At 64.9% G+C, this 12,796-nt stretch carries 10 protein-coding genes and 1 pseudogene; 2 read left to right on the forward strand and 9 right to left on the reverse strand.

Features of this window, described 5'->3' with window-relative positions; translation table 11 throughout:
• Positions 1–23 precede the first annotated feature (23 nt).
• From AB5Y89_RS08105 to ltnD, 7 genes are all read right to left on the reverse strand, one after another.
• Positions 24–914, reverse strand: coding sequence for a DMT family transporter (locus tag AB5Y89_RS08105; RefSeq protein WP_368223430.1), 891 nt, complete (start codon positions 912–914; stop codon positions 24–26).
• Positions 915–1,004: 90 nt separating this feature from the next.
• Complete coding sequence (locus AB5Y89_RS08110) at positions 1,005–2,510, reverse strand: GntP family permease (protein ID WP_368223433.1); 1,506 nt, start codon at positions 2,508–2,510, stop codon at positions 1,005–1,007.
• Positions 2,507–3,481 carry a D-erythronate dehydrogenase gene (gene denD / locus AB5Y89_RS08115; RefSeq protein WP_234839574.1) on the reverse strand — a complete coding sequence of 325 codons (975 nt, stop codon included), beginning with the start codon at positions 3,479–3,481 and terminating at the stop codon, positions 2,507–2,509. Before denD ends, AB5Y89_RS08110 begins: the two co-directional genes overlap by 4 nt.
• 11 nt (positions 3,482–3,492) lie before the next feature.
• Complete coding sequence (otnI, locus tag AB5Y89_RS08120) at positions 3,493–4,266, reverse strand: 2-oxo-tetronate isomerase (RefSeq protein ID WP_010673296.1); 774 nt, start codon at positions 4,264–4,266, stop codon at positions 3,493–3,495.
• Positions 4,263–4,895, reverse strand: coding sequence for an aldolase (locus tag AB5Y89_RS08125; protein WP_041214644.1), 633 nt, complete (start codon positions 4,893–4,895; stop codon positions 4,263–4,265). The genes otnI and AB5Y89_RS08125 overlap by 4 nt, the downstream gene beginning before the upstream one ends.
• Positions 4,888–6,138 carry a 3-oxo-tetronate kinase gene (gene otnK / locus AB5Y89_RS08130; protein WP_368223436.1) on the reverse strand — a complete coding sequence of 417 codons (1,251 nt, stop codon included), beginning with the start codon at positions 6,136–6,138 and terminating at the stop codon, positions 4,888–4,890. The genes AB5Y89_RS08125 and otnK overlap by 8 nt, the downstream gene beginning before the upstream one ends.
• A complete protein-coding gene (ltnD, locus tag AB5Y89_RS08135; protein ID WP_045523655.1) occupies positions 6,135–7,043 on the reverse strand; it encodes an L-threonate dehydrogenase in 909 nt (302 codons plus the stop codon). The genes otnK and ltnD overlap by 4 nt, the downstream gene beginning before the upstream one ends.
• 256 nt (positions 7,044–7,299) lie before the next feature.
• On the opposite strand from ltnD, the gene AB5Y89_RS08140 reads away from it, so the two are divergent.
• The gene (locus AB5Y89_RS08140) at positions 7,300–8,094 is read left to right on the forward strand and encodes a DeoR family transcriptional regulator (protein ID WP_368223439.1); all 795 of its coding nucleotides are present in this window, start codon (positions 7,300–7,302) and stop codon (positions 8,092–8,094) included.
• An 81-nt stretch (positions 8,095–8,175) separates the two neighbouring features.
• On the opposite strand, the pseudogene AB5Y89_RS08145 reads toward AB5Y89_RS08140, so the two are convergent.
• Positions 8,176–9,370, reverse strand: a pseudogene (locus tag AB5Y89_RS08145) (PQQ-dependent sugar dehydrogenase); the annotation flags it as partial.
• Positions 9,371–9,531: 161 nt separating this feature from the next.
• Positions 9,532–10,356, reverse strand: a complete 825-nt coding sequence (gene ppk2, locus AB5Y89_RS08150; RefSeq protein ID WP_368223441.1) for a polyphosphate kinase 2 — start codon at positions 10,354–10,356, stop codon at positions 9,532–9,534.
• A gap of 339 nt (positions 10,357–10,695) precedes the next feature.
• On the opposite strand from ppk2, the gene AB5Y89_RS08155 reads away from it, so the two are divergent.
• Positions 10,696–12,796, forward strand: a 2,101-nt coding sequence (locus AB5Y89_RS08155) for a cadherin domain-containing protein (RefSeq protein WP_368223444.1), incomplete at its 3' end; no start/stop codon positions are given.

A 12,796-nucleotide genomic window follows, 5' to 3' on the forward strand; every position in this document is an offset into this window, starting at 1 on the left:
CTTAATCAGGTCTGATGGCGTTTTTATGACAGTGGCCGTGCCAGCTCCCGTTGACTTGGGTTCTTCACCAGCAGGCCGAGCAGGGCGCCGCCCATGATGAGCCCCCCCGCCAGCAGATGGCGCGGGGTGAGCGCCTCGCCGTTGAGCCAGACCAGCAGCAGGGTGCTCAGCAAGGGAGTGAGGTAGGCGAGCGCGCCGATGCGGCGCGGATCTCCGTCCCGCAGCGCCAGATACCAGGTGACGAAGGCCGCCCCCATGGGGCCGAGGGCAAGCCCGGCGATGAGCAGCCAGTCCCCCTGGGGGATCCGGGCGAATGGCAAGGGGCCTTCCAGCATCCATGCCAGCAGCAGGGCCAGGAGCCCGGCGGGCAGGCAGGCGGCGGCCGTGACTACGGCGGGAGCGGGAGGCAGGCGGCGGGAGAGCACGGAATAGGCGCCCCAGACGATGGCGGCGCCAAGGGCCAGCAGGTAGCCGGGCAGATGGGCCTGTTGCAACTGCAGATGACCATCGACCATCACCAGCACCGACCCCGCGAGACCCAGGGCCCCGGCCAGCAGATGGTGCAGGCTCAGGGGATGACCCGGTAGCAGCAAGGGGGTGAACAGGATGATGCACAGCGGCCAGAGGTAGTTGATGAGGTTTGCCTCCAGCACGGGGGCGTGGCGAAAGCTTGTGAACAGCAGCAGGTGATAGAGCAGCAGGGCGGTGATGGTCACCAGCCAGGTGAGGGGGCTGGCGCGCCACTGGCGCCAGAATGGCAGGGTGCCCGCCCCGCAGAACAGCAGCACCAGCCCCACCAGCACGAGCGGCGAGACGCTGGTGATCCGGGAGGTGAGCGCGGCGAGGGAGGCCCACAACAAGATGGTGAGCAGGGCAAAACCGGTGGACTTGTCCCACCAGGAAGACGCAGGCATCCAACACTCCTTTGCAAGATGAATGAACGAAAAAGAGGGCCAGTCTAGCAGACTGGCCCTCGTCACACAGCGTTGCCGTGACGGTGCGGGTTATGACTCCCGGCTCGGGACGGCCCCTGCCGCCGGGGCCAGGGACTGCCCCTTGACGTACCAGACGATGAGGGCCAGCACCAGCAGCGGCAGCACGGGGTCGAACCAGGTGCCGCCGGAGCCGAACAGCAGGTTCAGCAGGGCGACGCCGGTGCCGCCGATGGCCCAGGCGATGGTGGTCGGGATGGACCAGACGATCATCTGCTGCTTGACGTCGGAGATCCCCATCATGCGGTTGACCACCCAGAACAGGCTGTCGTTGAAGTAACCGAAGAAGAGCGACCCCATGGTGGCGGCCTGGGCGGCCAGCAGCATGTTGACCCCGGGGATCTGCGCCAGGATGGGGGCGGAGATGGAGGCCGCCGTCACCATGGCCACGGTGCCGGACCCCTGGATGAGGCGCACCAGGGTCGCCACGATGAAGGGGATCAGGATGGGGGAGATGGGCAATTGGGCGATCTGCTCGGCCAGTTGCTGACCCGCGCCACTGTCGCGCAGCACGGCCCCCAGCGCCCCGCCGGCACCGGTCACCAGCAGGATGATGCCGGCCGACTGCAGCCCCTCTTCCAGGCGGGCGGCGGTGGCGTGCCTGTCCATGTGCGGGACCAGGGTATAGACCGCCAGCAGCACGCTGATGGCCAGCGCGATGATGGGGGTGCCGATGAAGTTGATGCCCTGCACCAGGGGGTTCGCTATCAGGCCGTCCATGCCCTCCAGGGTGGCCAGGGTGGTGAAGATGGCCTTGACGAAGATGAGCACTATGGGCACCAGGATCGGCAGCAGCGACAGGGTCAGGCTCGGCAGGGTCTTGCCCTCCTTCTCCTTGAGGTACTGCTCATAGGTGGCTTGCAGCTCGTCCGGGGTCTGGGAGGCCTGGGCACCGAACTCGGGGTACTTCTTGTCGAGCCACTGGGCGTAGAAGACGATGCCGAGCACGCAGGGGATGGCCAGGGCCATGCCGGTCAGCAGCATGGCGCCGATGTCCACGCCAAACAGGCCGGCAACCCCCAGCGGGCCCGGGGTGGGCGGCACGGTATGGTGAGTCACCACCAGGCCGCCCGCCAGCGCCACCCCCAGGGTGAGCAGGGAGCGCTTGCCGCTTTTCGCCAGCGCCTTGGCCACCGGGTAGAGGATGACGAAGGCGGAATCCACGAAGATGGGGATGCTGACGATGTAGCCCGTGATGGCCAGGGCCCACTCCTCGCGGCGCTTGCCGAGCCACTTGATGAAGCTGTAGGCGATCTGTTCGGCGGCGCCGGAGACCTCAAGCAGGCGACCCATCATGACCCCTAGGCCGATGACGATGCCGATGCTGCCGAGGGTGGAGCCAAAGCCCTGGGTGATCACGGTGAGGGTCTTGTCGATGCTCATGCCGCCGGTGATCCCGGCGATGCAGGCCGCCGCCAGCATGGCGATCAGGGCGTGCACCCGGGTGCGGATGACCAGGAACACCAGCACGAAGACCGCGATGATGAGACCGATGATGGGGGTTGGGATGTCGCTCATGATGCCTCCTGCATGTCATGGGTGATGAAACTGTCGATGATGTCGGCAAACGTCCTGTCTGCCGCGAAGCCGAGGGCGCTGGCCCGCTGGTTGTCGATGCGTCCCGGCCAGCTCGCCACGATGCGCTCGATGGCCGGATCGGCGGCAAACTGCACCCGATCCCGGGCCGCCTGGCCACCGGCCCGGGCGAGGGCCTCCAGCATCTCGCCGACGGTCACGCTGATGCCGGGCAGGTTGATGCTGCGGGCGTCACCGGTGGCGGGGAGCCTGGCCGCCAGCAGGAAGTTCGCGACCACGGTGGCGGGGCTCGAGAGCCAGAGGCGCAGATCCGGGCTCACCGGACAGATGGCGCTCTCCCCTTGCAGCGGCTCGCGGATGATGCTGCTGACAAAGGAGGAGGCGGCGCGGTTCGGCTTGCCCGGCCGCACGCAGATGGTGGGCAGGCGCAATACCAGACCGTCGACGAAGCCCTTGCGGCTGTAGTCGTTGACCAGCAGCTCCCCCATGGCCTTCTGGGCGCCGTAGGAGGAGGTGGGGGTCAGGGCGGTACCGTCATTCACCAGCTCCGGCAGCGGGCCGCCATAGACGGCGAGCGAGCTGGTGAAGACGAAGCGGATGCCCGGCCGGGCATGGCGGCACGCCTCCAGCAGGGTGCGGGTGGTGTCCAGGTTGACCTGCCAGCCCAGATCGAAGTCCTGCTCCGCGTGGCTGCTGACGATGGCGGCCAGGTGGTAGACCACGGCGGTCCGCTCGCTGATGAGGGACTCGGCGACACCGGGTTCGGTGAGGTCGGCCCGCAAACAGCGAACCCTGGGGTCCGGTAGGGGGGATTGCGGCTGCTGGATGTCCACCAGCAGTAGCTCGGTGAAGGGGTGGGGGCCTTGCAGCAGGGCCCGGGCCAGTTTCTGGCCCAGGAAGCCACCGCCGCCGGTGATGATGATCTGCATCTTGTTATCCTCAGACTCGTTCATGTTCAGGGTCGTTATTGTTGTGTCAGCCAGCCCAGCCCTTCCCGGGTGCCGGCTCTGGGGTTGTACTCGCAGCCAATCCAGTCGTGGTAGCCCGCCTGCGCCAGCGCCTTGAACAGGTGGGGGTAGGCGATCTCCCCCTCGTCCGGCTCGTGGCGATCCGGCACCGAGGCGATCTGGACGTGGCCGATGGCCGGACCCAGCTTGCCGATGAGACGGGTGAGATCCCCGTCCATGATCTGGGCGTGATAGAGGTCGAGCTGCACCCCCACGTTGGGTCTGTCTATCTCCTGCACCAAGGCCAGGGCGTCGAGCTGGTGGGCCAGGAAGTAACCGGGCACATCCCGATCGTTGAGCGGCTCCAGCAGCACCTTGATGCCGTCTTCGGCCAGGAAGTCGGCGGCGAAGCGGATGTTGTCGATCAGGGTCTGGCGGTGGGCCGAGAGGCTATGAGCAGGGTCCACGATGCCGCTCATGGCGTGTACCTTGGTGCAGCCGAGCGCCAGGGCATAGTCACGCACGCTTGGCAGGTGGCCGCGAAACTCCGCTTCCCGCCCCGGGATGGCGGCCATGCCGCGCTCCCCCGCGCCCCAGTTGCCCGGCGGCATGTTGAACAGGGCCTGGGAGAGCCCCTGCTCGCGCAAGCGGCGGCCCAGCTCTGCGGCCGGCCACTCGTAGGGGAAGAGGAACTCCACCGCCTCGAAGCCTGCGTCGCGGGCGGCGGCGAAGCGCTCCAGGAACGGCACCTCGGTAAACAGCATGGTGAGATTGGCTGCAAACTTGCTCATGGTTTCATCCTCCTCAATTCATCAATTTCGGGTTCGCTCAGGTAGCGGATGGAGTGGCCATGAAGCATCAGTGCCAGGCGCGCCGTCTCCTCCAGCTCTTCCATGTTGTTGACCGCATCCACCAGATCCTTGCCCGTCACCACGGGGCCGTGGTTGGCAAGCAGGAAGGCGTTGCCTTCGGGAGCGCGGCGCCCCAGCTCCTCGGCGATGCGGGCATCCCCCGGTTTGTAGTAGGGGATGAGCGGCAACTGGCCGACCCGCATCACGTAGTAGGGGGTGAAGGGGCGGATGACGTTGGCCGGATCCAGTCCCTCCAGACAGGAGAGGGCGGTCAGGTGGGTGCAGTGCAGGTGCACCACGGCCCGGCAGTCCGGATTGTTGTGGTAGATGGCAAGGTGGAAGGCCACCTCCTTGGAGGGGCGATCTCCCCCCAGGTGTTCCCCCTGCAGATTGACGTGAGAGAGCCTGTCGGCGCTGAGCCGTCCCAGGCAGGAGCCGGTCGGGGTGGCGATCAGGGTGCCGTCCGGTAGTAGGGCGGAGAGGTTGCCGGCGCCCCCGGTGGCATAACCGCGCTGGAAGAGGGAGGCTCCCAGCATCACCATGGTGTCGCGCAGTGCCTGTTCAGTCATGGAAGTACTCCTGAGCCTTGTCGAAGAAGTCGTCGCTCCCGAAATTGCCGGACTTGAGGGCCAGCGACAGGGGGGCGTCGATGGCCCGCACCCAGGGCACACCGGGGGCGATCTGCGGGCCTATGTGGAACGCCTTGACGCCGAGGGCCTGGGTGACCCGGCTCGAGGTCTCGCCACCGGCGATGATGAAGCGGTCCACGCCGGCGCCTTGCAGCAGTTGGGCGAGGCGGGCAAAGCAGTGTTCCACCGCATCGCTGGCCGCCTGCTGGCCGTGGGTTTCCTGAATGCGGGCCAGCTCTGCCGGGCTGGTGGTGGCGTAGACCAGCGGCGCCGGGGTACGGGGCTGGTCCAGTACCCAGCGCGCCAGCTCGGCCGGGTAGTCGGCATCTTCGAGGCAGCGCACCACATCCAGCGCCAGGGCAGGAGCGTGCTGGCAATAGCGGGCCACCTGACGGTTGGTCATCTCGGAGCAGGAGCCCGACAGCACCGCGGCGCGGGTGCCTCTGGGCCAGCCCGCTTCGCGGGCACCCTGCAGATCGCCGCTGCCAAGCTGACGGGCCAGGCCGATGGCGAGGCCGGATCCGCCGGTCACCAGAGGCATGTCGAGGGCTGCGGTGGCGATGTCCAGCAGGTGCTGCTCGGTCAGGGTGTCGACCACGGCGTAGCGCACACCAGCTTGCGTTAGCTGCTCAAAGGCGTCGGCAATGGCGCCGGGACCCTGTGCGATGGTATTGAACGGCACCAGACCGGCACGGCCCTGGGCCTGCCCCTCCATCAGCCGCAGCAGGTTGCTGTCGGTCATGGGGGTGATGGGGTGATGGCGCATGCCGGACTCGGCGAGCGGCTGGGCGCCGACGAAGAGGTTGCCCTGATAGACGGTGCGACCGTTTACCGGCAGGGCCGGGCAGATCAGGGTGAACGTGCTCTCCAGCGCCGCCAGCAGGGCGTCGGTGACGGGGCCGATGTTGCCCGCCGCCGTGCTGTCGAAGGTGGAGCAGTACTTCTGATAGATGCGCGGGCAGCCGCGGGCCTTGAGCCAGTCGAGGGCCGCCAGGGAGTCGCGTACTGCCTCATCGGCCGGGCAGGAGCGGCTCTTGAGGCTGATCACCACGGCGTCGACCCCGGTCAGATCCGCCTCTGCCGGGATGCCGGCAAACTGGATGGTGGAGAGGCCGTTCTCCACCAGGAAACCGGCGATGTCGGTGGCGCCGGTGAAGTCGTCTGCGATGACTCCGAGTTTCATGCTTGCTCCTCCTGACCCGGCAGGGTGATGCCTGAGAAGATCTTGATGACGGCGCTGTCATCTTCCTGGCCGTGGCCCGCGTTGCTGGCACCGAGGAACATGTTCAGCGCCGTGCTCGCGAGCGGCAGCGGGAAGCGCAGCGCCTTGGCGGTGTCCGCCACCAGGGTGAGATCCTTGACGAAGATGTCCACTGCGGAGCGGGCCTGGTAGTCACCGGCCAGCACCCGGGGCATGCGGTTTTCAAACATCCAGGAGTTGCCGGCGGCATGGGTCACCACGTCATACATGAGATCCAGGGACACCCCTGCCCGGCTGGCCAGGGCCATGGCCTCGGCGGCCACCGCGATGTGCACCCCGGCCAGCAGCTGGTGGATGATCTTGACCGTGCTGCCCTGGCCCGGCTCGCTGCCGACCCGGTAGACCTTGCCGGCCACCGCATCCAGCACCGGGGCCAGCTTGTCGAAGGCGGCGTCGGAGCCTGCGGCCATCACCGTCATTTCGCCGGCATCGGCCTTGATGGCACCACCGGAGACCGGCGCATCCAGCATCGGCAACCCCATCAGCGCCAGCTCGGCAGCCAGGGCGCTCGCCTCTTCGGCGGCGATGGTGGAAGAGACCATGATGGCGGTGCCCGGTTTGAGGTGGCGAGCCAGCCCCGCTTCGCCGAGCAGGATGCGGCGCACCTGGGTGGCGTTGACCACCAGCAACAGCACGGCATCGAGCGTCTCGGCCAGGGGCCTGGCATCGGCCATGACGGCGGCGGCACCGGCCTGCTGCAACTGGCCGCGGGCCTGTTCGCTGAGGTCGATGCCATAGGTGGTGAGCCCGGCCCGCAGGCAGGAACGGGCGGCGCCCATGCCCATGGCGCCCAGGCCGATGACCGCAACATGATAGGGAGTGCTCATCTCGTGATTCCTCGATTACGACTGATGAGCAGATAGTAGAGGCTTGCGGCGATGAAATATCAGGCAGCTGTCACAAAAAATAACTTGATTGGTGTTAATTTTTGTTATTCGAGAGAGTTAAGATTCTTTCGAGTCAATTTTTGGCGTTTTTTGTGTGAATAAATGTGATCTGTGAGCCCGTTTCAGGTTATTTATCATTTTTTCCCAGGTCGCTGGGGTAGAATGGCACCTTCCTTTTCCCGAGGCGCGAGGCAAGATGATTCCCGTAGAGCGACAGCAACGTATCCTGCAACTGCTGGCAGAGCGCGGCGTGGTCAGCATAGTGGAGCTGACCGACTGGCTGCAGGTCTCCCACATGACCATCAGGCGCGACATCCAGAAGTTGGAGGAGCAGGGGCGGGTACTCTCCGTCTCCGGCGGGGTCAGCCTCTCCCAGCGGATCAAGAGCGAGCCCTCTCACGCCGCCAAGCGCAGCCTGATGCAGGGGGCCAAGCTGGCCATTGCGCGGCTCGCCGCCGCCCAGGTGAGCGAGGGGGGCACCGTCTATCTGGATGCCGGTACCACCTCCCTGGAGCTGGCCCGGGAGCTGGCGCTTCGGGAAGACTTGATGATAGTGACCAACGACTTCATGGTCTGCGCCTACCTCATCGAGCACGGCCGCTGCCGCCTCTATCACACCGGGGGTCAGGTCATTCGCGAGAACCAGTCCTGTGCCGGGGAGGCCACCGCCCACTTCCTGCGCAACCTCCATCTGGACATCGCCTTCCTGTCAGCCTCCTCCTGGGACAGTCAGGGGATCTCCACCCCGAGCGAACAGAAGGTGCCGGTGAAGCGGGCCGTGGTGGAGTCGGCGGCGACCCGCATCCTCATCTGCGATTCGTCCAAATATGGCAAGGTGGGGACCTTCAACGTGGTGAGCTGGGATGCGATCGATCAGGTGATCACCGACGAGCAACTGCCCCAGAGCGCCCGCGAGGCATTGGCACAGCACGGGGTCAGGGTGACCATGGCGCCGCTGGCCAGTCTGGTGGCCAGCGCCGAACAGGGGTAAGGAAAGGGGCGACAGGGGGCGAACCACAGCGCCACCTGGCCGGGATCAGCGACCCTCTGCGGCCGGTGCGTCCGTCAGCTTGGCGGAGCCCTGGATCACCTCCCCCGCCTTCTCGATGTCCCGCCCCATCCCGTGGATGGTGTTGCAGCCCAGCAACCAGAGGCTGGTGCAGAGCACCAGCAGCATGCGATTCGTCTTCATCCTTGCTCCTTTCATGCTATGGGGTCAGTTTGAGCAGGCGCCCCTGGCCTGAATCCGTCAACAGGTAGAGGGCGCCGTCGGGGCCCTCCTTGACGGTACGGATCCGCTCCCCCAGATCAGTCAGCAGCCGCTCCGCCGACACTATCTTGTCTCCGTCGAGGTGCAGGCGCAACAAGGCCTGACCACGCAGGGCGCCGACGAACAGATCCCCCTGCCACTCCCTGAACAAGTCCCCCTGATAAAAGGTCATGCCCGAGGGGGCGATGGAGGGCACCCAGATCCAGCGCGGTGCCGTCATGCCCGGCGCGCTCTGGCCCACGCCAATCTTGCCGCCCCCGTACTCCTCGCCAAAGGTCACTCTGGGCCAGCCGTAGTTGTGGCCTGGCAGGATGAGGTTGACCTCGTCCCCGCCCTGGGGACCGTGCTCGTGAGCCCAGAACTGCTGGCTGCCCGGGCGCAGGGCCGCCCCCTGCATGTTGCGATGGCCCAGGCTCCAGATCTCCGGCAGGGCCCCCGGCGTCTTGACGAAGGGGTTGTCGGCGGGGACCCGGCCATCCTTGTGCAGGCGCACCGTCTTGCCGAGGTGGTTGTCCAGCGTCTGGGCCCGCTCCCGCTCGCTGTAGCGATCCCCCAGGGTGATGAAGAGGTGGTCATCCGTCAGCACCAGGCGGGAGCCGAAATGGGCGCCGCCGGCCACCTTGGGCTCTTGGCGAAACAGCAGTTGCCAGTCGACGAGGGCCTCTTTTTGCAGCCGGGCCCGGGCCACGGCGGTGCCGGCGCCCCCGTCCCCCGGCTCGCTGTAGCTGAGATAGAGCCAGCCATCGCTGTCCAGGGCGAGATCGAGCAGACCCCCCTGACCCGTGGCGGCGAGGGGCGGCAGGCCGGAGACCACATGGCGGTTGCCACCTGCATCGATGCGCAGCAGGCGCCCAGGGCGCTCGCTGACGAGGTAGCCGCCATCCGGCAGGAAGGCGAGCCCCCAGGGGTGACGCAGCTCCCCCGCCACCGGGGTCAGGGTCAGTGCCCGCACCGGGAGCACCAGGCAGACAAGCAGCAGGGCAAACAGTCGCAACATGGGGGCCTCCTCGCTCGGCCAGACCTGAATGTCGCTGAAGTATAGGGGAGGCAAACGGGAAAACGTGAGCAACAACAAGCCATTGGGTGATACCGGCGGCGCCGGTTGTCCTTTGGGGCAGGAAGGGAAAGGGGGTGGGCCAGGGCTCACCCCCCCTCTGGCTAGAAGAGGGCTGGCACGATGCGAAGCGGGTGATCCGATGGTTTGACTTTGCCTATCTTGCGCTTGGGCAGCTTCACCGGCTCCGCCGGCAGCGCCTCGTAGGGGATGTGCGCCAGCAGGTGGGAGATGATGTTGAGGCGCACCCGTTTCTTGTCCTCGGAGTGGGCCACGAACCAGGGGGCCCAGGCGGTGTCGGTGGCGATGAACATGGCATCCCGCGCCCGGGTGTACTCATCCCAGCGATCGAAGGACTTGATGTCCATGGGGGAGAGCTTCCAGATCTTGCGGCCATCGTCGATGCGATCCCGCAGCCGCCGCTCCTGCTCTTGTGGGGTCACCTCCAGCCAGTACTTCAGCAGAATGATGCCAGAGTCCACCAGGGCTTTTTCCACCATGGGGGTGCCAGCCAGGAATTTGTCGCTCGCCTCCTCGCTGCAAAAGCCCATGATGCGCTCCACCCCGGCCCGGTTGTACCAGCTGCGATCGAAGATGACTATCTCCCCCGCCGCCGGCAGATGGGGGATGTAGCGCTGGAAGTAGAGCTGGCTCTTCTCCCGCTCCGTGGGGGCGGGCAGTGCGACGACCCGAAAGACCCGGGGGCTGACCCGCTCGGTGATCGCCTTGATGGTGCCCCCCTTGCCGGCCCCGTCGCGCCCCTCGAAGACGATGCAGACCTTGAGCCCCTTGTGCACCACCCACTGCTGCAGCCTGACCAGTTCCACATGCAAGAGGCGCAGCGCCTTTTCGTATGCCTTGTTGCCAAGGGGCTTTTGCGCCTCGGTCACGACCGGTTCTTCCGTTCTGGATTTTCGTTTGCTGCCCATGATGTCCTTCTCTGTGTCTCGGCGAATGGAGGGCCGTCCTGCCGGACGGCGCCCTTCAAGGGTAGATGACGGTGTGCCGCCACCGGGAGTGGCAACGACAGGGGGATGTTAGACATCAGGTTCAGGGGAGTGGTGCTGGCCCCAAGGTATGGTCAGAGGGGGGGGGGCATCACCGTCTTTTGGCGTATGCACCTGGTTGGATTGAGCCGTCGCGGGCCTGTCAGTGACAGCTATCTTCGATTGCAACTTGTCTGCTAGTATCGACTCCGTCGCCTTTTGTCGCAGGCCGTCATTCCTAATAAATATATCATTTAAATACAAGTGGATAGGGAGATCTACATGGCTTCAAAAACAGGCGTTAAACAGTCATTGCAACTTGTAGAGCGCCTTGCTGACGGCTCACTGCGGCAAATACCTCTTACCGATGCTGTCATCATTCCGGCTCAATCTGGCGCCAAGTACGCGTTAATCGACACCTCGACCGGCAAATCCCCAGATGGCTTGTTCGTCAAACGCAAGGGCGGCTCGCTGATCATCGAATCCAGTGACGATGGCGTTCTGGTGGAACTCACCGATTTTTATGATGAACCAGATACTGCGTTTATTCCCCAGGCGGAGCTGGATGGCTCGGCCTTGAACGGTGCCGCGGTGACGAGTGAGAGCCCGGTAATAGAGACGGCTGCCAATGGTGAGCAACTCATCTGGCAGGGGAGTTCTGATAGTGATTTCTTCACCCCCATCACGGTCGGGCTGGGGGCACTTGGTCTTGGCGGGATCGCGCTGGCTGCTGGCAGTAGTGGAGGCAGTGATAGTGATGGTGGTACCGATGCCAGCGTCGTCAACAGAGTTGCGGGGACCATAGTGGGCGGCCCGGTTGTCGCTGGCAATGATCTGCGGGTCGAGGTTTACCAGGCTGACGGTGTCACTCTGCTGGGAGAGGCGCAGGTCAATCCGGATGGCACCTTCTCAATCGCGGTTGGCAGCTATCTTGGCGTGGTCATCGCCCGGGTCGTTAACACCGGCTCCAGTGCCGACTATCTCGATGAGGCGACCCAGGCAGGCAAAGACCTGAATGCAGAGCTGTTTGCGATGGAAGTGGTGTCGCAGCCTAATTCTACCGTTACCGTCAATCTCAACGTCCTGAGCACCCTGGCTTATCACAAGGTGCAAGATGCGGCTGCCGGTAGTTTGCCCGCCGAATCCATGGTCAACGACATCAACAATGCCGTGGCCGACCTGTTTGGTCTGCCGAGTTTGCATGGCACCACGGTAGTGCCGACCAATGGCGGCGCCTTTGATAGCGCCAACGGCCTGAGCGCAGGCGAAATATATGGAGCCGTACTGGCAGCACTATCCGGTGCCGATAGTCAGAACGGTGGCAATAGCCAGAAAACCATCGAGGATCTGCTTGCCGGGTTGCAGGTCAGCAACGGCAAGGCGACGTTGACAGAAAGTGCGCAGGGGATTGTCGTCCAGGGCGGGGAATATACGTCAGCGCAAACGGGGCAGAATTTGACGGATGCCGTTGCCGGGGTGGTTGATACCTTCGCACCCAAATTCAGCTCAAGCGCGACGGCTGCTGCCATTTTGGAAAATAGCGGTGCTTTGCAGAGCGTGTATACCGCTGTCGCAAGCGATGCGGGCGAGGTCACTTACAGCCTCAAGGTGGTGGGTGATCACGCAGCCTTCAGCATCAACCCCGTGACGGGGGTTGTGACCCTGATTGGCAATCCTGATTACGAAGTCAAGGGGAGCTACAGCTTCACCGTGGTGGCCACCGATGCGGCGGGCAATGCCAGCGAGCAGGTGGTTACCTTGGGGGTCAATAACATGGATGACACAGCCCCGACCATCACCTCGGGGACCACGGCCAGCGCCATCGATGAGAACAGCGGTGCCGGGCAGGTGGTTTACACCGTGACCAGCACTGACAGCGGCGACGTAGTGACCGGCACCACCAGTTACAGCCTGAAGGCGGGAGCGGACGCGGCGCTGTTCAGCATCGATGCCACCACAGGTGCCGTGACCCTGACGGGCAACCCGGACTACGAAACCAAGGAAAGCTACAGCTTCACCGTGGTGGCCACCGATACGGCGGGCAATGCCAGCGAGCAGGTGGTCACCTTGGGTATCAATAACCTGGATGACACAGCCCCGACCATTACCTCCGCTGCTACCGCAACAGCTATCAGCGAGAACAGTGGAGCAGGCCAAGTCGTTTACACCGTCACCAGCACCGACAGCGGTGACGTCTCGACCGGTAGCACCAGCTACAGCCTCAAGACGGGTGCCGATGCTGCGCTATTCAGCATCAACGCCAGCACGGGCGCGGTGACCCTGACGGACAACCCGGACTACGAGACCAAGGCCAGCTACAGCTTCACCGTGGTGGCGACCGATGCGGCGGGCAATGCCAGCGAGCAGGTGGTCACCTTGGGGA

The sequence above is a fragment of the Aeromonas sp. s4 genome, assembly GCF_040907855.1.
GTDB lineage: Bacteria > Pseudomonadota > Gammaproteobacteria > Enterobacterales > Aeromonadaceae > Aeromonas > Aeromonas caviae.